Raw genomic sequence first — 21,633 nt, 5'->3', positions numbered from 1 at the left:
ATTGCAATCTCTCAGGCACCATCAATGTGCCTGACCCGATGCGATCGCGAGCAAGCTCACGCCTACCGGTCTGGTGTCGTCTGGGCAGGCAGCGCCAACGGCTGCTCAGGCGCAAATTCGAACGGGGTCAGTTCAAAGCCCTGTTCATCGACCTGCAATGCCCATCCTTCTCGGTCCCAATCCCCCAGCACGATGCGCTGGGCGGTGTGCTCGCCGATCTGCAGCTTGTGGATGGCGGGGCGGTGGGTGTGGCCGTGGATCAGCGTTTTCACGCCGAACGCGGTCATGATCCGCGGGACTTCTTCGGGGGTGACATCCACGATGTCGTTGGCTTTCATGCGGGTCTGCGTGCGGCTTTCGCTGCGCAACTTGCGCGCCAGCTTGTGGCGTGTGCCCAGCGGCAGGTGACGCAGTACCCATAAAGTCAGTGGATTGCGCAGGTAGCGGCGCATGCGCATGTAGGCTTGGTCGCGGGTGCACAGGCTGTCGCCGTGCATCAGCAACACCGGTTCGCCGTTCAATTGCACGACGCTGGGGTCGCTCAGCAATGTGCAACCGGCCGCCTTGCAAAAGGCCTTGCCGATCATGAAGTCGCGATTGCCGTGCATCAGGAACACCTGCGTGCCGCTGTCGCTCAAGGCACGCAGGGCCTGACAGATCGAGCGCTGGAAGGGCGACATTGCGTCATCGCCGATCCAGGCTTCGAAAAAATCCCCGAGGATGTACAGCGACTCGGCGCCACGCGCGCGGTCGCTCAGCAGATCCAGAAACGCCCGGGTTATGTCCGGGCGTCCTTCTTCAAGATGCAGATCGGAGATCAGCAGTATCACTCAACGATCTCTGCTTTCTCGATGATCACGTCGTCAGCTGGCACATCCTGGTGGCCGGCCTTGGAGGTGGTAGGCACCCCTTTGATCTTGTCGACCACGTCCTGGCCTTCGACCACTTCACCGAACACCGCATAGCCCCAGCCCTGCACGGTCTTGCCGCTGTGGTTGAGGAAGCTGTTGTCGGCGACGTTAATGAAGAACTGCGCAGAAGCCGAATGCGGCTCCATGGTACGGGCCATGGCGACGGTGTACTTCTTGTTCGGCAGGCCGTTGTCGGCTTCGTTCTGGATGCTTGGACGCTTGTCTTTCTTTTCCTTCATGCCTGGCTCGAAACCGCCGCCCTGAACCATGAAGTTGCCGATAACGCGGTGGAATACGGTGTTTTCGTAATGACCGGCGTTAACGTATTCGATGAAGTTGGCGACAGTGAGCGGCGCTTTTTCAGCGTTCAATTGCAGGACGATGTCACCGTGGTTGGTTGTCAGTTTTACTTTGGACATGTTCTAAGTCGCTCTTTTGGAATTCGTGGTTTGGACGTGTCGATCGCGGCATTTGGCCACTTGGCCGGCGTTGCAAGTGCCGCTGATTTAACCCAGACGCGGAGTTTACAGAGGGTAGTCGCTCAGCGGGTAGTTGCGATTGAAGTCACTGCTTGAACCGGCCCGGAGCCCATCCTGGCAGTTTTGTCACAGCACGCTGTCAGGGCCTTGACAGGTTCGGCTATGATAAGCGCTTTGATTTATTCGGCCTACCCTGGCTGTGAACCAGTATCTCCAAGGAACCTATGAGCAAGCCCACACAAGACGCCGCTGCGAATTCAAAGGCAGGCCCTGCAATCCCTACCAACTTCCTGCGCCCGATCGTGCAGGCAGACCTGGATTCGGGCAAGCACACCCAGATCGTCACCCGCTTCCCGCCGGAGCCTAATGGTTACCTGCACATCGGTCATGCCAAGTCGATCTGCGTCAACTTTGGTCTGGCTCAGGAATTCGGTGGCGTCACGCACCTGCGATTCGACGACACCAACCCGGCCAAGGAAGACCAGGAATACATCGACGCGATCGAAAGCGACGTCAAATGGCTGGGGTTTGAGTGGTCCGGTGAAGTGCGCTACGCCTCGCAGTATTTCGACCAGCTGCACGACTGGGCGGTCGAGCTGATCAAGGCAGGCAAGGCCTATGTCGACGATCTGACCCCCGAGCAGGCGCGTGAATACCGCGGCACCCTGACCGAGCCTGGCAAGAACAGCCCGTTCCGCGAGCGCAGTGTCGAGGAAAACCTGGACCTGTTCGCGCGCATGAAGGCCGGCGAGTTCGAAGACGGCGCCCGTGTGCTGCGTGCCAGGATCGACATGGCTTCGCCTAACATGAACCTGCGCGACCCGATCCTGTACCGCATTCGTCACGCCCATCACCACCAGACCGGCGACAAGTGGTGCATCTACCCGATCTACGACTTCACCCACGGTCAGTCGGACGCCATCGAAGGCATCACGCATTCGATCTGCACCCTTGAGTTCGAAAGCCACCGCCCGCTGTACGACTGGTTTCTCGACAACCTGCCGGTGCCGTGCAAGCCGCGCCAGTACGAGTTCTCGCGGCTGAACCTGAACTACACCATCACCAGCAAGCGCAAGCTCAAGCAACTGGTCGATGAGAAACACGTCAGCGGCTGGGACGATCCGCGCATGTCGACGCTGTCGGGCTTCCGCCGTCGCGGCTACACCCCGGCGTCGATCCGCAGTTTCTGCGAAATGATCGGCACCAACCGCTCCGATGGCGTGGTCGATTTCGGCATGCTCGAGTTCAGCATCCGCCAGGATCTGGACCACAACGCCCCGCGCGCCATGTGCGTGCTGCGTCCGCTGAAAGTGGTGATCACCAATTATCCCGAAGACAAGGTCGATCACCTCGAGCTGCCGCGTCATCCGCAGAAAGAAGAACTGGGCGTGCGCAAGCTGCCGTTCTCCCGCGAAATCTACATCGACCGCGATGATTTCATGGAAGAGCCGCCAAAAGGCTACAAGCGTCTGGAGCCCAACGGCGAAGTGCGTCTGCGTGGCAGCTATGTGATTCGTGCCGACGAAGCGATCAAGGACGCCGAGGGCAACATCGTCGAACTGCGTTGCTCCTATGACCCCGAAACCCTGGGCAAGAACCCTGAAGGCCGCAAGGTCAAAGGCGTGATCCACTGGGTTCCGGCGGCTGAAAGCGTCGAATGCGAAGTGCGTCTGTACGACCGTCTGTTCCGCTCGGCCAACCCTGAGAAGGCCGAGGAAGGCGCCAGCTTCCTGGAAAACATCAACCCTGATTCGCTGCAGTTGTTGACCGGTTGTCGAGCTGAACCGTCGTTGGGCGACGCTCAACCGGAGGAGCGTTTCCAGTTCGAACGCGAAGGTTACTTCTGCGCGGACATCAAGGACTCCAAGCCTGGCAAGCCGGTATTCAACCGCACGGTCACGCTGCGGGACTCCTGGACCTGATGCGGTACATCTAAGGGGCAGAACGTGCTTTCGATCTACAACACGCTCACCAAGAGCAAAGAAGTCTTCACACCGCTCGATGGCAACAAGGTGCGCATGTACGTCTGCGGCATGACCGTCTACGACTACTGCCATATCGGCCACGGCCGCAGCATGGTCGCCTTTGATCTGGTGACCCGCTGGCTGCGTTTCAGCGGTTATGACCTGACCTACGTGCGCAACATCACCGACATCGAAGACAAGATCATCAATCGGGCCCGCGAGAACGGCGAGCCGTACAACGTGCTGACCGAGCGCATGATCCAGGCGATGCACGAGGATGAAGCGCGGCTGAACATCCTCAAGCCGGATCTGGAACCGCGCGCCACGGATCACATTCCCGGCATGCTGAGCATGATCCAGACCCTGATCGACAAGGGTTACGCCTACGCCCCGGGCAATGGCGACGTGTACTACCGCGTCGCCAAATTCATGGGCTACGGCAAGCTTTCGCGCAAGAAGATCGAAGACCTGCGCATCGGTGCGCGGATCGAGGTCGACGAAGCGAAAGACGATCCGCTGGACTTCGTGCTCTGGAAAGGCGTCAAGCCCGGCGAGCCGAGCTGGGAGTCGCCATGGGGTGCGGGACGTCCGGGCTGGCATATCGAGTGCTCGGTGATGTCCACCTGCTGCCTGGGTGAGACTTTCGATATTCATGGCGGCGGCAGCGACCTTGAGTTCCCGCACCATGAAAACGAGATCGCCCAGAGCGAGGCCGCTACCGGCAAGACCTACGCCAACGCCTGGATGCATTGCGGCATGATCCGCATCAATGGCGAGAAGATGTCCAAGTCCTTGAACAACTTCTTCACCATTCGCGACGTGCTGGATAAATACCATCCGGAAGTGGTGCGTTACCTGCTGGTGTCGAGCCACTACCGCAGCGCGATCAACTATTCCGAAGACAGCCTGAAGGAATCCAAGGGTGCGCTGGAGCGGTTCTACCACGCGCTCAAGGGCTTGCCGGTCGCAGAACCTGCTGGTGGCGAGGCATTTGTCGAACGCTTCAGCGCGGCCATGAACGACGACTTCGGCACTCCCGAAGCCTGTGCGGTGCTGTTCGAAATGGTTCGCGAGATCAACCGTCTGCGTGACAGCGATGTCAATGCAGCGGCCGGTCTGGCGGCGCGTTTGAAGGAGTTGGCCAGCGTGCTGGGCGTGTTGCAGCTTCAGGCCGATGACTTTTTGCGCGCAGGTGCAGAAGGGCGGGTCGATGCAGTAGAGGTAGAAGCGTTGATTGCCGCGCGTCTACAAGCACGTGCCGACAAGCACTGGGCTGAATCGGACCGCATCCGCGACCAGCTCACCGCCATGGGCGTGGTGCTGGAAGACGGCAAGGGCGCAACCACCTGGCGCTTGGCCGATTGATGGTTTGAAGTCGATTGCCCAGCCTCTGTTTATGGGGACGGGCAATCGCAAACTGCTTTTGATTCTGGCCGCAGGCCGTGGGAGTGAGGCTTGCCGACGGTCTGCCGGGACCGGCAGCAAAGCCTGTGGATGCGATTGACCTGAAGTAAACGGCTGCCTGATTTTGCTGTTGCTTGCAACATGTCGCGGGCAAGCCGGCTCCCACGCCCCTCCGGGCAGAAGCTGATTCGCATCAGCCCTGAACCTGCTCAAATACGGCCAGAAAAGCCGTCGTGATAGAGCGACCGTTACAATTCTCTGTCGCGCAACCGCTTGTACAGCGTATTGCGACTGACCCCCAGCCGCTTGGCCAGCTGCGAAATATTCCCTCCGGCCGCCTGCAACAACTCGTTCAATTCTTCCGGCGTATCCAGCACGGCCCTGCGATTGAAGGCTGTCTCCGGTTCGCCGTTGTCGTTTTCCATTTCAAGATCGGCAAAGAAATCTTCCGGCAGATGCTCGGTGCAAATCGGCTGATCGTCAGCCAGGGCCAAAGCCACCTGAATCACGTTGCTGAGTTGGCGCAAATTACCAGGCCATGGATGGCGCTCGAACAACGCCAGAACCTGCGGTTCGAAGCCTGCAGTCTGTTGCGGTTCGCGGTGCTGTTGCCAGATCGCCTGAACCAGCTCGAGCTTGTCGCTGCGCTCGCGAAGTGGCGGCAGTTCCAGGTTCAGGCCGCTGATGCGGTAGTACAGATCCTGACGGAAACGCCCGCTCTGCACTTGCTCGCGCAGCGAGCAGTGGGTGGCGGAGATGACCCGGATGTCCACCGGATACAGCTCACTGCTGCCCAGCGGCTGCACGCAGCGCTCCTGCAATACCCGCAGCAGACGCGCCTGGACGGGCAGGGGCATGTCACCTATCTCGTCGAGAAACAAGGTGCCTTTATCGGCTTTGCGGATCAGGCCGATGCTGCCTTTGTGATGGGCGCCGGTGAAGGCGCCTTTTTCATAACCGAACAGCTCTGCCTCCACCAGCTCCGACGGAATCGCCGCACAGTTCACCGCGATCAACGGCTGCTCGGCCCGGGAGCTGGCCTGATGCAGCGCTTTGACGAACACTTCCTTGCCGGCACCGGTCTCGCCGAGGATCAGCAGCGGTACGTTTTTCTCTAGCAGACGCTGGGCCTGATGTGCGGCTTTCTCGACTTTCTCATCACCGAAGCTCAGTGCACCGAGCCCGGTGGCAGCCACCACCGGTCCCGGTTTTGTCGGCGCCTGCACGCTGCGCAGTTTCAGCACTGGCGCCTTGGGGCGTTTGATCAGGCAGTGAAAACGGTTGTGCCCTGCGGCCTGCAGCGCGAAGGGCTGGCCTTCCGGTTGATCGAGCAGGTGAGCGACCGGTGCCTTGAACAGGTTCTCGATGTTGGCCTGCAGCAGGCTGACCCCGAGCAGGTTATCGGCGCGGCGATTGGCGCAGAGGATACGGCCGCTTTCATCGAACACCAGCAGGCCTGCCCATTGGCTGTCGAGGTTATTGAGGCCGGTATTGAAGGTCATCTGAAAGTGGCTGTGCTGGAACTGGTCAAGGATCAGCCGGTTTTCGATGGTCTGGCTCATCATCTTCACCATCCCCAGCGTGTGCGAGGGAGGCAGGAAGCTGTCACTGGAGACATCGAGCACCGCGACCATTCGCCGCGAAGCATCGAAGATCGGCGCCGCGGAGCCGGTCATGAAGCGGTTGGCCTTGAGAAAGTGTTCATCGTGTTCGATGTGAACCGCTTGTTCACAGGCCAGCGCCGTGCCGATCGCGTTGGTCCCCACCCCCTGTTCGAGCCAGCTGGCACCGGCCACGAAGCCCATCTGCTGGTCGGGCTCGACAAAGCGTTTGGTGCCCCAGGAGTTGAGCACCTGGCCTTGCTGGTCAGCCAGCAGAATCAGGCAGTTGGAATTGCTCAGGATGTTCTCGTAGAACGGCAGCACTTGTTGATGGGTGGTCTGCACCAGCGAGCGGTGACGCTCCAGCAGATGCGACACCTGCTGCTGCGGCAAGCGGCCGAAGGCAGGACGTGACTGATGGTCAAGGCCGAACTCGCGGCAGCGGGCCCAGGAGTCCTGAATGATGGTGTCGTGAGCGATCGGTGCGCCTGTGGCCATGAGAGGGGTCCGTGCGAGTACTTTTATTGTTTTTGGGATGCAGCTCTGGCCGAGCGTCCGTGCTCGAAACGTTCATCCATTGTTGTTCAGGATTGTTCAAAGTCAATGTTCAATTTGTTCAGGTGTTCAGTTTTTTCTGTTCACTTATGTTCAGCAACGAATATCCCGTGACGACCCTGAACAGTTCGAGGGCTCTATTCCGGGGCATTTGGCCTCGGGTTCAGTAGCGAAGCTCGGTTGGCACGATTGTCGCTATCCAACAAGCGGTCGACGAATGTCACGACCCGAATGCAACACACTGAGCAACACCCTAATAAGAACAGATAAAAGGGCACGCCATGTCTCTCACGCTTGAGCACGTCAGCCGCGCAGTCGACGGTCAGATCTGGATCGATGATGCTTCGCTGAGCTTCGAACCTGGCTCATTCAACGTATTGCTGGGGCGCACCTTATCAGGCAAAACCAGCCTGATGCGCTTGATGGCCGGGCTGGACAAGCCAGACAGCGGCCGAGTACTGATGAATGGCAAGGATGTCACCCAGGTTGCGGTGCGCCATCGCAACGTTTCCATGGTTTATCAGCAGTTCATCAACTACCCGAGCATGACGGTCTTCGACAACATTGCCTCGCCCCTGCGCCAGGCAAAGATGTCGAAGGATGAAATCGAAAGCCGGGTGCGCGAAACCGCGAAGATGCTGCGCATCGAAAAATTCCTCACTCGCTACCCGCTTGAACTGTCTGGCGGCCAGCAGCAGCGCACGGCCATGGCCCGCGCGCTGGTCAAGGATGCCGAACTGATCCTGTTCGACGAGCCGCTGGTGAACCTGGACTACAAGCTGCGTGAAGAGCTGCGTCAGGAAATGCGCCAGTTGTTCGAAACACGCAACACCATCGCCGTTTATGCCACCACTGAGCCGAACGAAGCGCTGGCGCTGGGGGGCACCACGACGATCCTCCATGAGGGCCGCCTGATCCAGAGCGGTCGGACGCCTGAGGTCTATCACCAGCCGAAAACCGTGCTGGCCGCTGAGCTGTTCTCCGAACCGCCGATCAACCTGATGCCGGGCCGGATCGATGGCAATGAGGTGAGTTTCGCCAATTTCGTGCATTTCCCGCTCAACGTCGACCTGCGCAAGATCGGCGACGGCGAATATGGTTTTGGCGTGCGCCCCAGCCACCTGAGCCTGGTGCCGTCCAACGACGACGACCTGGAGCTGGCAGTGACCGTGGAGCTTGCCGAGATCAGCGGGTCGGAGACGTTCCTGCACGTGCGTAACGAGCATTTCTCGCTGGTCCTGCACCTGCCGGGGGTTCACGAGTACGACGTCGATACGCCGATTCGCGTGTACATCCCCACCCACAAATTGTTCGTATTCGATCAGCAGGGCGGCCTTATCCAGGCGCCGGGCCTGCGCATGGCGAGGGTTGCCTGATGGCCGAGATCCGCTTGCAACAACTCGCGCACAGCTACAGCGCTACCCCCAGTGGTCCTGAAGACTACGCCATCCGCGAGATGACCCACATCTGGGAGCAGGGCGGGGCTTATGCCTTGCTCGGGCCGTCTGGCTGCGGCAAGTCGACCCTGCTCAATATCATTTCCGGCCTGCTCAGCCCGTCGGAAGGCAAGGTGATGTTCGACTCCACGGTGGTCAACGACATGTCGCCGGAGCAGCGCAACATCGCTCAGGTTTTCCAGTTTCCGGTGGTCTACGACACCATGACGGTGTACGACAATCTCGCATTCCCGTTACGCAATCAGGGCATGGCCGAGGACAAGGTTCGCACCAAGGTGCAGGAAATTGCCGACGTGCTTGACCTGCAACCGCTGCTGAAAAAGAAGGCCAAGGGCCTGACGGCTGACGAGAAGCAGAAAGTTTCCATGGGCCGAGGCCTGGTGCGTGATGACGTGTCGGCGATTCTGTTCGACGAACCGCTGACCGTGATCGACCCGCACCTGAAGTGGAAACTGCGTCGCAAGCTCAAGCAGATCCACGAGCAATTCAACATCACCATGGTCTACGTCACCCACGATCAGCTGGAGGCTTCGACCTTCGCGGACAAGATCGCGGTGATGTACGGCGGGCAGATCGTGCAGTTCGGCACCCCGCGCGAGCTGTTCGAAAAACCCCATCACACTTTCGTCGGCTACTTCATCGGCAGCCCCGGCATGAACCTCATCGAGGTCAAGCCCGAGGCGGGCGGCGTCGGTTTCGGTGGCATCCATCTGCCGTTGCCGGAGCCATTGCTGCAGCGTCTGGCCGCCACCCAGTGGAGCACCCTTAAAGTCGGGATTCGTCCCGAGTTCGTGCACGTCTGGGATGGCCCGTTCGACGACGCCATGTGCGCCGACGTGACCTATGTCGAAGACCTGGGGACTTACAAGATCCTGACCCTGAATCTGGCGGGGCAGGCGTTGAAAGTCCGCTTGCAGGAAGACAAGCCGGTGCCGCAAGGCCAGGCCTGGATCAGCTTCCCGGCGCAGTGGCTGATGCTCTATGCCGATGAATTTCTGCTGGAGGCCGCTGGCAATCCAGTGCAGGCGATCGAGGTGCCCCATGAGTAAGGTGCAGAACAACAAGGCCTGGTGGCTGGTGCTGCCGGTTTTCCTGTTGGTGGCGTTCAGCGCCATCATTCCGATGATGACCGTGGTCAACTACTCGGTGCAGGACATCTTCGACCAGTCCAGCCGTTATTTCGTCGGCGCCGACTGGTTCCGCCAGGTGTTGCAGGACCCGCGTCTGCATGACTCGCTGTTGCGCCAGTTCATCTATTCGTTCTGCGTGCTGCTGATCGAAATCCCGCTGGGGATCGGGATTGCGCTGACCATGCCGACCAAGGGTCGCTGGTCCTCGTTGTGCCTGATCGTGATGACCATTCCGCTACTGATCCCGTGGAACGTCGTCGGCACCATCTGGCAGATCTTCGGCCGTGGCGACATCGGCTTGCTGGGCTACACGCTGAACAACGTGCTGCACATCAACTACAACTACGCGGCCAACGCTTCGGATGCCTGGGTGACCGTGCTGATCATTGACGTCTGGCACTGGACCTCGCTGGTGGCGTTGCTCTGCTACTCGGGTCTGCGGGCGATCCCGGACGTGTACTACCAGGCGGCGCGGATTGATCGGGCGTCCAACTGGGCGGTTTTCCGACACATCCAGCTGCCGAAGATGAAAAGCGTGCTGTTGATCGCGGTGATGCTGCGCTTCATGGACAGCTTCATGATCTACACCGAACCGTTCGTGCTCACTGGCGGCGGGCCGGGCAACTCGACGACCTTCCTCAGCCAGACCCTGACCACCATGGCCTTGGGCCAGTTCGATCTGGGGCCTGCGGCGGCGTTCTCCCTGGTGTATTTCCTGATCATCCTGTTGGTCTCGTGGGTGTTCTACACCGCCATGACCCACGGCGAAAAGAACTGAGGAGCGGCTCATGATCAAGCGCGAAAAAACGTCACTGAAAAAAATCGTGCCGCTGTGGATCTACCTGCTGTTTCTGCTGGTGCCGATCTACTGGCTGGTGAACATGTCGTTCAAGACCAACACCGAAATCCTCGGTGGCCTGACCCTGTTCCCGCAGGACTTCACCCTGGCCAACTACAAGGTGATCTTCACCGACGAAAGCTGGTACAGCGGCTACATCAACTCGCTGTACTACGTGTGCCTGAATACCGTGATATCGCTGAGCGTGGCATTGCCAGCGGCGTATGCGTTTTCACGCTATCGTTTCCTCGGCGACAAGCACCTGTTCTTCTGGCTGCTGACCAACCGCATGGCGCCGCCGGCGGTGTTTCTGCTGCCGTTCTTCCAGCTGTACTCGTCCATTGGCCTGTTCGATACCCACATTGCCGTCGCGCTGGCGCACTGCCTGTTCAACGTGCCGCTGGCCGTGTGGATTCTTGAGGGATTCATGTCCGGCGTGCCCAAGGAGATCGACGAAACTGCCTACATCGACGGTTACAGCTTTCCCAAGTTCTTCGGCAAGATTTTCATCCCGTTGATTGGCTCGGGTATCGGTGTGACGGCGTTCTTCTGCTTCATGTTTTCCTGGGTCGAGCTGTTGCTGGCGCGGACCCTGACATCGGTCAATGCCAAGCCGATCGCGGCGGTCATGACCCGCACGGTCTCAGCGTCAGGTATTGATTGGGGGGTGCTGGCGGCGGCGGGGGTGTTGACTATCCTGCCCGGCATGCTGGTGATCTGGTTCGTTCGTAATCACGTGGTCAAGGGTTTTGCCCTTGGTCGTGTCTGAGGAGTCGAAAAAATGGAGTGGATGTCCTGGACACTGCCAACCGCGATTTTCTTCGCATCCATCGCCTGCATCCTGGTGGGGATGACGGTGTGGGAATTGCGCTCGGCGAGCATCGAACGCCGCGGTTTTCTGCCGATTGCCACTACCCGTGGCGATCGCTTGTTCATCGGTCTTCTCGGCAGCGCCTACCTGCATTTGCTGGTGGTGGGTGCCACCGACTGGAATATCTGGGTCGCCTCCGGGTTGTCCCTGGTTTGGTTGTTGGTGGTAATGCGTTGGGGTTGAACGCCGGTCGGGCTGCCGTGGCGGCACGATCGACGGGGTTTGCAAAGCGGGACTACATAAGAATCAACAGTGGAGGTGTCTATGTTCAATAAGAAAAACAAGCTGCGACATAGTGTGACGGTAGCAACCATGGTGATGCTCAGTGGCTTGAGCGTTTCGGCGTGGGCCGATCAGTACGAAGATGCCGCCAAGAAGTGGGCGGCCAGCGAGTTCAAGCCGACCACGCTGTCCGACGCGGACCAGCTCAAGGAACTGGAGTGGTTCATCAAGGCTGCCGAGCCGTTTCGTGGCATGGACATCAAGGTGGTTTCCGAAACCTTGACTACCCACGAGTACGAGTCGAAGACCCTGGCCAAGGCGTTTACCGAAATCACCGGCATCAAAGTGACCCACGACCTGCTGCAGGAAGGTGACGTCATCGAGAAGCTGCAGACGGCGATGCAGTCGGACAAGACTATCTACGACGGCTGGGTCAACGACTCCGACTTGATCGGCACGCATTTCCGCTATGGCAAGGCGATGTCTCTGACAGACCTGATGGCCAGTCCTGAAGGCGCGAAGGTCACTTCGCCGACCCTGGATATCAAGGACTTCATTGGCACCTCGTTCACCACCTCCCCTGAGGTCAAGGATGCATCGGGCAAGGTCGTGACCCCGGCCAAGCTTTATCAACTGCCTGACCAGCAATTCGCCAACCTGTACTGGTTTCGTGCCGACTGGTTCGAGCGTGCTGATCTGAAGAAAAAATTCAAGGACAAGTACGGCTATGAGCTGGGCGTGCCGGTCAACTGGTCGGCCTATGAAGACATAGCCAAGTTCTTCAGCGAAGACGTCAAGGAAATCGACGGCAAGAAGGTCTATGGCCACATGGACTACGGCAAGAAAGACCCGTCGCTGGGCTGGCGCTTCACCGATGCCTGGTTCTCCATGGCCGGCAGCGGCGACAAAGGCCTGCCGAACGGTCTCCCGGTGGATGAGTGGGGTATCCGCGTAGAGGATTGCCATCCGGTCGGCTCCAGCATCACCCGTGGCGGCGACACCAACGGCCCGGCCGCTGTGTATGCAACGCAGAAATACATCGACTGGCTCAAGGCTTACGCGCCGCCTGAGGCTGCGGGTATGACCTTCTCCGAGTCGGGTCCCGTGCCGGCGCAAGGTAACGTTGCCCAGCAGATCTTCTGGTACACCGCTTTCACCGCCGACATGACCAAGCCGGGCCTGCCGGTGATGAACGCCGATGGCACGCCGAAATGGCGTATGGCGCCGTCGCCAAAGGGTCCGTACTGGAAAGAAGGCATGAAGCTGGGTTACCAGGACGTGGGTTCGTGGACGTTCCTGAAGTCGGCTGACGAGAAAAAACGTCTGGCCGCCTGGCTCTACGCGCAGTTCGTGACCTCCAAGTCGGTCTCGCTGAAGAAAACCATCGTCGGCCTGACGCCGATTCGTGAGTCGGACATCAATTCCAAGGAGATGACCGCACTGGCGCCGAAGCTCGGTGGTCTGGTGGAGTTCTATCGCAGCCCGGCACGCGTGCAATGGTCGCCGACCGGCACCAACGTTCCGGATTATCCGAAACTGGCGCAGCTGTGGTGGAGTCACGTGGCTGAAGCGGTCACCGGTGAGAAAACCGCACAGGCAGCGCTGGACGGCCTGGCCAAGGATCAGGATGCGATCATGACCCGTATCGAGCGCTCCAAGGTTCAGGAGGCCAGTGGTTGCGCGCCGAAGATGAACCCGGAAACCTCGGCTGAAGAGTGGTACACCAAAGCTGAGAAGAGCAACGGCGCGTTCCTGGCGCCGCAACGCAAACTGGCGAACGAGAAACCGAAAGGCGAGACCATCGCTTACTCGGACCTTCTGAAAAGCTGGGAAGCGGCCAAGAAATAAGTCACCGAGAAACGAAAAACGGCACCCTCGGGTGCCGTTTTTTATTGGGGTCGCTGGGGCGAGGGGCTTGTGTAGCTGTCCGGCTTGCCGGCGGTAGCGATCTTGCAGGCCCACCGCCGGCAAGCCGGACGGCTATACAAAACGCACGTTGTTCCACTGTAGGAGTGAGCTTGCTCGCGATGACGGTAGGTCTGTCAGCGCAATGTTGACTGGAAGATCGCCTTCGCGAGCAAGCTCACTCCTACCGGGATCGAACTGACGCCAATCAAAACGGCACCCGAAGGTGCCGTTTTTTTGCCTGCCGTGTCGATCAGCCGTGCAGCGTCTCTGCCGCGTACAGCGTGTTTTCCAGCAGACAGGCGCGGGTCATCGGGCCTACGCCGCCCGGTACCGGAGTGATCCAGCCGGCCCGGGGCAGGGCGGTCTCGTAGACCACATCGCCCACCAGCTTGCCGTCATCCTGGCGGTTGATGCCGACGTCGATGACGATCGCGCCTTCCTTGATCCACTCGCCCTTGACCAGCCCGGGCTTGCCAGCGGCCACAACCACCAGATCGGCACGACCCACGTGGCCGGCCAGATCCTGGGTGAAGCGGTGGGTAACGGTCACGGTGCAACCGGCCAGCAAAAGCTCCATCGCCATTGGGCGACCGACGATGTTGGACGCGCCGACAACCACGGCGTCCTTGCCGTACAGGTCGACGCCGGTGCTTTCGAGCAGCGTCATGATGCCTTTGGGCGTGCACGGGCGCAGCAGCGGGATGCGCTGGGCCAGGCGGCCGACGTTATACGGATGGAAGCCGTCGACGTCCTTGTCCGGGCGGATGCGCTCCAGCAGGCTCGAAGATTCCAGATGTTCGGGCAATGGCAGTTGCAACAGGATGCCGTCGATGGCCGGATCATCATTGAGGCTGTCGATCAGATCGGTCAGTTGGGTCTGGGTGGTTTCGCTGGGAAGGTCATAGGCCCGGGAAATGAAGCCGACCTCTTCGCAGTCTTTGCGTTTGTGCGAGACGTAAACCTGAGAGGCGGGGTCGCTGCCGACCAGAATCACCGCGAGGCCCGGCGTGCGCAGCCCTTGCTCGCGACGTTCGGCGACTCGTTGGGCGATCTGCTGGCGCAGGTTGGCTGCGATCGCTTTGCCGTCTATTAGTTTTGCAGTCATTACGCGTGATTAACCATCGGAAGGGAGGGAAAAAGAGCGCGTATTCTCGCATGACCTGACGCAAGGGCAAAGGCGGTTGGTCCGCTTAATAAGCTAACCCCTTTAATTAACTGAATTTTTTTTAAAAAAGTGTTGACGACCCTTGGGGGCGTCTATAAGATTCGTCGCACTTGTCGGGCACAACCCCACACAGGATAAGCCGGAAACGGTCGATCAGGTCGAAAGGTTGATTAAGTCAGGTAGAGTTCAGATCGGCTCAGCGTGATTGAAAGCTCTTAATTTGTAGTCGCAAGAGTGCAAATTAAATAAGCGCCCGTAGCTCAGCTGGATAGAGCATCCGCCTTCTAAGCGGATGGTCGCAGGTTCGAGTCCTGCCGGGTGCGCCATTAACGGCAGCTTTGGCACAAGTAGCATTCAGTTTGAATGCGTCGGTTACAACGCAATATGGTGGGCGTAGCTCAGTTGGTAGAGCACGGGATTGTGACTCCCGTTGTCGAGGGTTCGATCCCCTTCGTCCACCCCATATTCGAAGAAGGCGCCAGATGCATAATCTGGCGCCTTTGCTTTAAGCGCTTCAAATGCGGATGTGGTGGAATTGGTAGACACACTGGATTTAGGTTCCAGCGCCGCAAGGTGTGAGAGTTCGAGTCTCTCCGTCCGCACCAGCTACAAGCCTCTGGATGTGCCATTGATTGGCGCTCGAGAGGATCGAAAAGCCGCCTAGTGCGGCTTTTTTTGTTTCAGCGTATTTGGTTTCAAGCTGGACCGAGTCCGTCATGCCGCCGGCGATGGACTCATTCGGACTGTTTCCAGGGATTGGATCGATGTCCGGTCGTGCCTCGCCTCCTTTATAAAGGTGCGTTCAAGGCGCGTTCCAGACCGCTCGCGAAGGTGCAAGCCTCGCTCCGTTGCGCCCTGGTTGCATTCCACTGTATTTACCCTCGTTCAGTAGGGTGACTTCTTGAGTTTGACCCACTAGAATGCTTGCCCTTGATTCTGGGGTCGGAAACGGCCGGCTAACGTCTGTGCAACGAGGAATATCCATGCAAGTTTCTGTTGAAAACACTTCCGCTCTCGAGCGCCGCATGACCATTGGCGTGCCCGCTGAGCGCATCGAGACTGAAGTCAACAAGCGTCTGCAGCAGACCGCACGTAAAGCCAAGATCCCGGGCTTCCGCCCTGGCAAAGTGCCTATGAGCGTGATCCGCCAGCGTTATGAAGACGGTGCTCGTCAGGAAGCCCTGGGCGACCTGATCCAGGCGACCTTCTACGAAGCCGTCGTTGAGCAAAAGCTGAACCCGGCCGGCGCACCTTCCGTCGAGCCAAAAACCTTCGAAAAAGGCAAGGACCTCGAGTACATCGCCACTTTCGAAGTATTCCCTGAATTCTCCGTTGCCGGTTTCGAATCCGTAGCGGTCGAGCGTCTGTCTGCCGACGTCGCCGATTCGGACCTGGACAACATGCTGGAAATCCTGCGCAAGCAGAACGTCCGTTTCGAAGTGGCCGAGCGTGCCGCCGAGAACGAAGACCAGCTGAACATCGATTTCGTTGGCAAGATCGACGGCGAAGCATTCGCTGGCGGTTCGGCGACCGGCACTCAGCTGGTTCTGGGCTCGGGTCGCATGATCCCTGGCTTCGAAGACGGCCTGGTTGGCGCCAAGGCGGGCGAAGAGCGCGTTCTGAACCTGACTTTCCCAGAGGATTACCAGAATCTGGAACTGGCTGGCAAAACCGCTGAATTCACCGTGACCGTCAACACTGTCTCGGCACCGACCCTGCCTGAACTGAACGAAACCTTCTTCAATCAGTTCGGCATCAAGGAAACCGGTATCGAAGGCTTCCGCACCGAAGTTCGCAAGAACATGGAGCGCGAGCTGCGTCAGGCCATCAAGTCCAAGGTCAAGAATCAGGTAATGGACGGTCTGCTGGCCGCCAACCCGATCGAAGTGCCAAAGGCGCTGCTGGAAAACGAAGTGAACCGTCTGCGCGTGCAGGCTGTTCAACAGTTCGGCGGCAACATCAAGCCTGACCAACTGCCGGCCGAGCTGTTCGAAGAGCAGGCCAAGCGCCGCGTCGAGCTGGGTCTGATCGTTGCCGAAGTGGTCAAGCAGTTCGACCTCAAGCCTGACGAAGCCCGCGTACGTGAGCTGATCCAGGAAATGGCCTCCGCCTACCAGGAGCCAGAGCAGGTCGTGGCGTGGTACTACAAGAACGAACAGCAAATGAACGAAGTGCGTTCGGTTGTGCTTGAAGAACAAGTTGTGGATACTGTTTTGCAGAAAGCGAGCGTGACCGATAAAGCGGTCTCGTACGAAGAAGCAGTCAAGCCGGTAGAAGCTCCACAAGCCGACTGATTTCTTTCTCTCGTTCGAAAACACCATAAGCCAGCCTTCGCGCTGGCTTATGCGTATTCAAGACATGACTATTTGGGAGTGAATGCGAGACATGTCCCGCAATTCTTATATTCAGCAGAACTCTGACATCCAGGCCGCTGGCGGCCTGGTCCCGATGGTTATCGAGCAGTCCGCCCGTGGCGAACGCGCCTATGACATCTACTCCCGCCTGCTCAAGGAACGCGTGATCTTCCTGGTTGGTCCGGTTGAAGACTACATGGCCAACCTGATCTCGGCGCAGCTGCTGTTCCTTGAAGCGGAGAACCCGGACAAGGACATCCATCTCTACATCAACTCCCCTGGTGGTTCGGTGACCGCTGGCATGGCGATCTATGACACCATGCAGTTCATCAAGCCGGACGTTTCCACGACCGTCATGGGACAGGCCTGCAGCATGGGTGCCTTCCTGCTGGCGGGTGGTGCCAAGGGCAAGCGTTTCGCCCTGCCCAACTCCCGCGTGATGATTCACCAGCCACTGGGCGGTTTCCAGGGGCAGGCGTCGGACATCGACATTCACGCCAAGGAAATCCTGTTCATTCGTCAACGTCTGAACGAGCTGCTGGCGCACCACACTGGCCAGACGCTGGAAGCCATCGAGCGCGATACCAACCGCGACAACTTCATGAGCGCCGAGCGCGCTGCTGAATACGGCCTGGTTGACTCGGTACTCGACAAACGTCAAATGATCAAATGATTGCTTGATAAGCGGTAATCCCAGGTGGTCGGCACGTCCGTGCCACCTGCGGACTTGAAAAAGCCCGCAATTGCCTTCATCTTGTGTTGCAAGCCTACCGGATTGGATCGATCGAATGACTGACACCCGCAACGGCGAGGACAACGGCAAACTGCTTTATTGCTCCTTCTGCGGCAAAAGCCAGCATGAAGTGCGCAAATTGATTGCCGGCCCCTCGGTATTTATCTGTGACGAGTGCGTCGACCTGTGCAATGACATCATCCGCGAGGAGGTGCAGGAAGCACAGGCAGAGAGCAGCGCGCATAAATTACCATCGCCCAAAGAAATCAGCGGCATCCTTGACCAGTACGTCATCGGTCAGGAGCGTGCCAAAAAGGTTCTCGCAGTAGCGGTGTACAACCACTACAAGCGGCTGAACCAGCGCGACAAGAAAAACGACGACGTTGAACTGGGCAAGAGCAACATCCTGCTGATCGGCCCTACGGGCTCCGGCAAGACCCTGCTTGCGGAAACGCTTGCACGTTTGCTCAACGTTCCGTTCACCATCGCTGACGCCACCACCCTGACCGAAGCCGGTTACGTGGGTGAGGACGTAGAAAACATCATCCAGAAGCTGTTGCAGAAATGCGATTACGATGTCGAGAAGGCCCAGATGGGTATTGTCTACATCGACGAAATCGACAAGATCTCGCGCAAATCCGACAACCCTTCGATTACTCGTGATGTGTCTGGCGAGGGCGTGCAACAAGCCCTTCTGAAACTGATCGAGGGTACCGTGGCTTCGGTTCCGCCGCAGGGCGGTCGCAAGCACCCACAGCAGGAATTCCTGCAGGTGGACACACGCAACATCCTGTTCATCTGCGGCGGCGCATTCTCGGGGCTTGAAAAAGTCATCCAGAATCGCTCCACCAAGGGCGGCATCGGTTTCAACGCCGAAGTGCGCAGCAAGGAAGAGGGCAAGAAGGTTGGCGACTCGCTGCGTGAAGTCGAGCCTGACGATCTGGTCAAGTTCGGTCTGATCCCCGAGTTTGTCGGCCGTCTGCCAGTACTGGCGACGCTGGACGAACTGGACGAAGCGGCTCTGATGCAGATTCTGACAGAGCCTAAGAACGCCCTGACCAAGCAATACGCCAAGTTGTTCGAGATGGAAGGCGTGGACCTTGAGTTCCGCGCTGACGCACTGAAGTCGGTTGCCCGTCGCGCGCTTGAGCGCAAGACCGGTGCCCGGGGTCTGCGGTCCATCCTGGAAGGCGTTCTGCTCGACACCATGTATGAAATCCCGTCGCAAAGCGACGTGAGTAAAGTGGTGATCGACGAAAGCGTGATCGAAGGAACGTCAAAACCGCTGTTGATCTATGAAAACAGCGAGCCACCTGCCAAGGCGGCTCCCGACGCGTAAGCCTGACCGCTGCGCACCGGGTGACTGGAAAAAAAGGGGCCCTCGGGCCCCTTTTGCATTTCACTGCCTCTTTGGCATTAACTCAAAGCGACGCTTGTTTTTTTGGGTGCCTGCCCCCATCTTGGTTTTCAGCTCATTTATATCTGTCCATGGCCGTAAGGCCGCCGTAGAGGCGAAATCATGAAGACGACCATTGAATTGCCTCTTTTGCCATTGCGTGATGTTGTGGTTTATCCGCATATGGTTATCCCACTGTTCGTGGGGCGCGAGAAGTCCATCGAGGCGCTGGAAGCCGCGATGACAGGTGACAAGCAGATCCTGCTGCTCGCGCAAAGAAACCCAGCAGACGATGATCCTGGTGAAGACGCTCTTTATAGCGTGGGTACGATTGCAACCGTATTGCAGTTGCTCAAACTTCCAGACGGCACCGTAAAGGTGCTGGTTGAAGGCGAGCAGCGCGGCTCTGTCGAGCGTTTCATTGAAGTGGACGGCCATTGCCGTGCCGAAGTGGCGCTGATCGACGAGGTCGATGCACCGGACCGTGAATCCGAAGTGTTCGTGCGCAGCCTGCTGGCGCAGTTCGAGCAATACGTGCAGCTGGGCAAGAAAGTCCCGGCCGAGGTGTTGTCCTCACTCAACAGCATCGATGAGCCAGGCCGATTGGTCGATACCATGGCCGCGCACATGGCGCTGAAGATCGAGCAGAAGCAGGAAATTCTCGAAATCATTGATCTGCCGGCGCGTGTTGAACACGTGCTGGCGTTGCTGGATGCCGAAATCGATCTGTTGCAGGTCGAGAAACGCATTCGCGGCCGCGTGAAAAAACAGATGGAGCGCAGTCAGCGCGAGTACTACCTCAATGAGCAGATGAAGGCCATTCAGAAGGAGCTCGGGGACAGCGACGAAGGTCACAACGAAATCGAAGAGCTGAAAAAGCGTATCGATGCCGCTGGCCTGCCAAAGGACGCCATGACCAAGGCCACTGCCGAGCTCAACAAGCTCAAGCAGATGTCGCCGATGTCGGCGGAAGCGACGGTGGTGCGCTCCTACATCGACTGGCTGGTCCAGGTGCCGTGGAAGGCTCAGAGCAAGGTGCGTCTGGACCTGGCTCGCGCCGAGGACATCCTCGATGCCGACCACTACGGTCTGGAAGAAGTCAAAGAGCGAATCCTCGAATACCTCGCCGTGCAAAAACGCGTGAAGAAGATTCGCGGCCCGGTACTGTGCCTGGTCGGTCCGCCTGGCGTAGGCAAGACCTCGCTGGCCGAGTCGATTGCCCACGCCACCAACCGCAAGTTCGTTCGCATGGCCTTGGGTGGTGTGCGTGATGAGGCCGAGATTCGCGGTCACCGCCGTACTTACATCGGTTCGATGCCTGGCCGTTTGATACAAAAGATGACCAAGGTGGGTGTGCGCAACCCGCTTTTCCTGCTCGATGAAATCGACAAAATGGGCAGCGACATGCGGGGCGACCCTGCCTCGGCGTTGCTTGAAGTGCTCGATCCAGAGCAGAACCACAACTTCAACGATCACTATCTGGAGGTCGATTACGACCTGTCCGATGTGATGTTCCTGTGCACCGCCAACTCGATGAATATTCCTGCGGCGTTACTCGACCGTATGGAAGTGATCCGTCTGCCCGGCTACACCGAAGACGAGAAGATCAACATCGCCACCAAGTACCTCTCGCCCAAGCAAATCGCTGCCAACGGCCTGAAAAAAGGTGAAATCGAGTTCGAAGAAGAGGCCATACGCGACATTATCCGGTACTACACGCGTGAAGCTGGTGTGCGTAGTCTCGAGCGTCAGATCGCCAAAGTCTGCCGTAAGGCGGTCAAGGAACACGCCCACGAGAAGCGTTTTTCCGTGGTGGTCAGCGCCGAAATGCTGGAAAACTTCCTCGGTGTGCGCAAATTCCGCTACGGCCTGGCCGAACAGCAGGATCAGATTGGCCAAGTGACTGGTCTGGCGTGGACGCAGGTAGGTGGCGAATTGCTCACCATCGAAGCCGCTGTGGTGCCGGGTAAGGGTCAGCTGATCAAGACCGGCTCGCTGGGCGATGTCATGGTCGAATCGATCACTGCAGCACTGACCGTGGTGCGCAGCAGGGCCAAGAGCCTGGGCATCCCTCTGGACTTCCATGAGAAGCGCGACACGCATATCCATATGCCGGAAGGGGCAACGCCCAAAGACGGCCCTAGCGCGGGCGTAGGCATGTGCACGGCGCTGGTTTCGGCGCTGACCCAGATACCCGTGCGTGCGGATGTGGCAATGACCGGTGAAATCACCCTTCGCGGTCAGGTGCTGGCGATTGGCGGGTTGAAGGAAAAGTTGCTGGCTGCACACCGTGGGGGAATTAAAACGGTGATCATTCCGGAAGAAAACGTACGTGATCTGAAGGAAATTCCTGACAATATCAAGCAGGACCTGCAAATCAAACCGGTTAAATGGATTGACGAAGTCCTGCAAATTGCGCTGCAATACGCGCCGGAGCCCTTGCCGGATGTGGTTCCGAAGATGGTTGCAAAGGATGAAAAACGCGAGTCTGACTCTAAGGAAAGAATTAGCACTCATTAGTCTGTGGGGCCTTCCTTGACAGCATTTTAGAGCCCTTGTTATAAAGCGGCTCTTCATGCGTCAGCAGGCCATACAGCGTTCGTTTGGCTACACCAAAAAACTTAGAAATATCTCATTTAGACATA

At 58.5% G+C, this 21,633-nt stretch carries 16 protein-coding genes and 3 tRNA genes; 15 read left to right on the top strand and 4 right to left on the bottom strand.

The genetic code is table 11. The features are described 5' to 3' along the window. Positions 1–62: 62 nt before the first annotated feature. A complete protein-coding gene (gene lpxH / locus ACI2KS_RS00695; RefSeq protein ID WP_404616481.1) occupies positions 63–830 on the bottom strand; it encodes a UDP-2,3-diacylglucosamine diphosphatase in 768 nt (255 codons plus the stop codon). Next, entirely contained in the window at positions 827–1,330 is a 504-nt protein-coding gene (locus ACI2KS_RS00690) for a peptidylprolyl isomerase (RefSeq protein ID WP_404616480.1), read from the bottom strand. Before ACI2KS_RS00690 ends, lpxH begins: the two co-directional genes overlap by 4 nt. A 284-nt stretch (positions 1,331–1,614) precedes the next feature. On the opposite strand from ACI2KS_RS00690, the gene ACI2KS_RS00685 reads away from it, so the two are divergent. Further along, complete coding sequence (locus ACI2KS_RS00685; protein WP_404616479.1) at positions 1,615–3,312, top strand: glutamine--tRNA ligase/YqeY domain fusion protein; 1,698 nt, start codon at positions 1,615–1,617, stop codon at positions 3,310–3,312. A gap of 24 nt (positions 3,313–3,336) precedes the next feature. Continuing rightward, entirely contained in the window at positions 3,337–4,719 is a 1,383-nt protein-coding gene (gene cysS / locus ACI2KS_RS00680) for a cysteine--tRNA ligase (protein WP_404616478.1), read from the top strand. Positions 4,720–5,006: 287 nt separating this feature from the next. On the opposite strand, the gene ACI2KS_RS00675 is transcribed toward cysS, so the two are convergent. Next, positions 5,007–6,857: a sigma-54-dependent Fis family transcriptional regulator gene (locus ACI2KS_RS00675; RefSeq protein ID WP_404616477.1), complete on the bottom strand. Its 1,851-nt coding sequence runs from the start codon at positions 6,855–6,857 to the stop codon at positions 5,007–5,009. Between the two features lie 338 nt (positions 6,858–7,195). On the opposite strand from ACI2KS_RS00675, the gene ACI2KS_RS00670 reads away from it, so the two are divergent. The 6 genes from ACI2KS_RS00670 (at position 7,196) to ACI2KS_RS00645 (ending at position 13,280) form a co-directional block, all read left to right on the top strand. Continuing rightward, positions 7,196–8,290, top strand: a complete 1,095-nt coding sequence (locus tag ACI2KS_RS00670) for an ABC transporter ATP-binding protein (RefSeq protein WP_404616476.1) — start codon at positions 7,196–7,198, stop codon at positions 8,288–8,290. Beyond that, positions 8,290–9,420, top strand: coding sequence for an ABC transporter ATP-binding protein (locus ACI2KS_RS00665; RefSeq protein WP_404616475.1), 1,131 nt, complete (start codon positions 8,290–8,292; stop codon positions 9,418–9,420). Before ACI2KS_RS00670 ends, ACI2KS_RS00665 begins: the two co-directional genes overlap by 1 nt. Next, positions 9,413–10,279 (top strand): carbohydrate ABC transporter permease, encoded by an 867-nt coding sequence (locus tag ACI2KS_RS00660; RefSeq protein WP_404616474.1) that lies wholly within the window; start codon positions 9,413–9,415, stop codon positions 10,277–10,279. Before ACI2KS_RS00665 ends, ACI2KS_RS00660 begins: the two co-directional genes overlap by 8 nt. A gap of 10 nt (positions 10,280–10,289) precedes the next feature. Beyond that, positions 10,290–11,108 carry a carbohydrate ABC transporter permease gene (locus ACI2KS_RS00655; protein ID WP_404616473.1) on the top strand — a complete coding sequence of 273 codons (819 nt, stop codon included), beginning with the start codon at positions 10,290–10,292 and terminating at the stop codon, positions 11,106–11,108. A 12-nt stretch (positions 11,109–11,120) separates the two neighbouring features. Continuing rightward, complete coding sequence (locus ACI2KS_RS00650; protein WP_404616472.1) at positions 11,121–11,393, top strand: DUF2160 domain-containing protein; 273 nt, start codon at positions 11,121–11,123, stop codon at positions 11,391–11,393. A gap of 81 nt (positions 11,394–11,474) precedes the next feature. Further along, entirely contained in the window at positions 11,475–13,280 is a 1,806-nt protein-coding gene (locus ACI2KS_RS00645; RefSeq protein WP_404616471.1) for an ABC transporter substrate-binding protein, read from the top strand. 310 nt (positions 13,281–13,590) lie between these two features. Here the strand turns inward: ACI2KS_RS00645 and folD are convergent, their stop codons facing one another. After that, positions 13,591–14,445, bottom strand: coding sequence for a bifunctional methylenetetrahydrofolate dehydrogenase/methenyltetrahydrofolate cyclohydrolase FolD (folD, locus tag ACI2KS_RS00640; protein ID WP_404616470.1), 855 nt, complete (start codon positions 14,443–14,445; stop codon positions 13,591–13,593). A 309-nt stretch (positions 14,446–14,754) separates the two neighbouring features. Between folD and ACI2KS_RS00635 the strand changes: the two genes are divergently transcribed. The 7 genes from ACI2KS_RS00635 (at position 14,755) to lon (ending at position 21,508) form a co-directional block, all read left to right on the top strand. Further along, positions 14,755–14,831, top strand: a tRNA-Arg gene (locus ACI2KS_RS00635). Positions 14,832–14,892: 61 nt separating this feature from the next. Continuing rightward, a tRNA-His gene (locus ACI2KS_RS00630) sits at positions 14,893–14,968 on the top strand. A 57-nt stretch (positions 14,969–15,025) separates the two neighbouring features. Then, positions 15,026–15,110, top strand: a tRNA-Leu gene (locus ACI2KS_RS00625). A 378-nt stretch (positions 15,111–15,488) separates the two neighbouring features. Beyond that, positions 15,489–16,799: a trigger factor gene (gene tig / locus ACI2KS_RS00620; protein WP_404616469.1), complete on the top strand. Its 1,311-nt coding sequence runs from the start codon at positions 15,489–15,491 to the stop codon at positions 16,797–16,799. Between the two features lie 91 nt (positions 16,800–16,890). Then, positions 16,891–17,532: an ATP-dependent Clp endopeptidase proteolytic subunit ClpP gene (gene clpP, locus ACI2KS_RS00615; RefSeq protein ID WP_404616468.1), complete on the top strand. Its 642-nt coding sequence runs from the start codon at positions 16,891–16,893 to the stop codon at positions 17,530–17,532. A gap of 115 nt (positions 17,533–17,647) precedes the next feature. After that, positions 17,648–18,931, top strand: a complete 1,284-nt coding sequence (gene clpX / locus ACI2KS_RS00610; RefSeq protein WP_404616467.1) for an ATP-dependent Clp protease ATP-binding subunit ClpX — start codon at positions 17,648–17,650, stop codon at positions 18,929–18,931. A gap of 180 nt (positions 18,932–19,111) precedes the next feature. Next, positions 19,112–21,508 (top strand): endopeptidase La, encoded by a 2,397-nt coding sequence (gene lon / locus ACI2KS_RS00605; RefSeq protein WP_404616466.1) that lies wholly within the window; start codon positions 19,112–19,114, stop codon positions 21,506–21,508. Positions 21,509–21,633: the final 125 nt, after the last annotated feature.

The sequence above is a fragment of the Pseudomonas sp. NPDC087358 genome (assembly GCF_044900785.1).
GTDB lineage: Bacteria > Pseudomonadota > Gammaproteobacteria > Pseudomonadales > Pseudomonadaceae > Aquipseudomonas.
The sequence above is the reverse complement of the archived record's forward strand: the minus strand, read 5'-3'. Positions and strand labels throughout refer to the sequence as shown.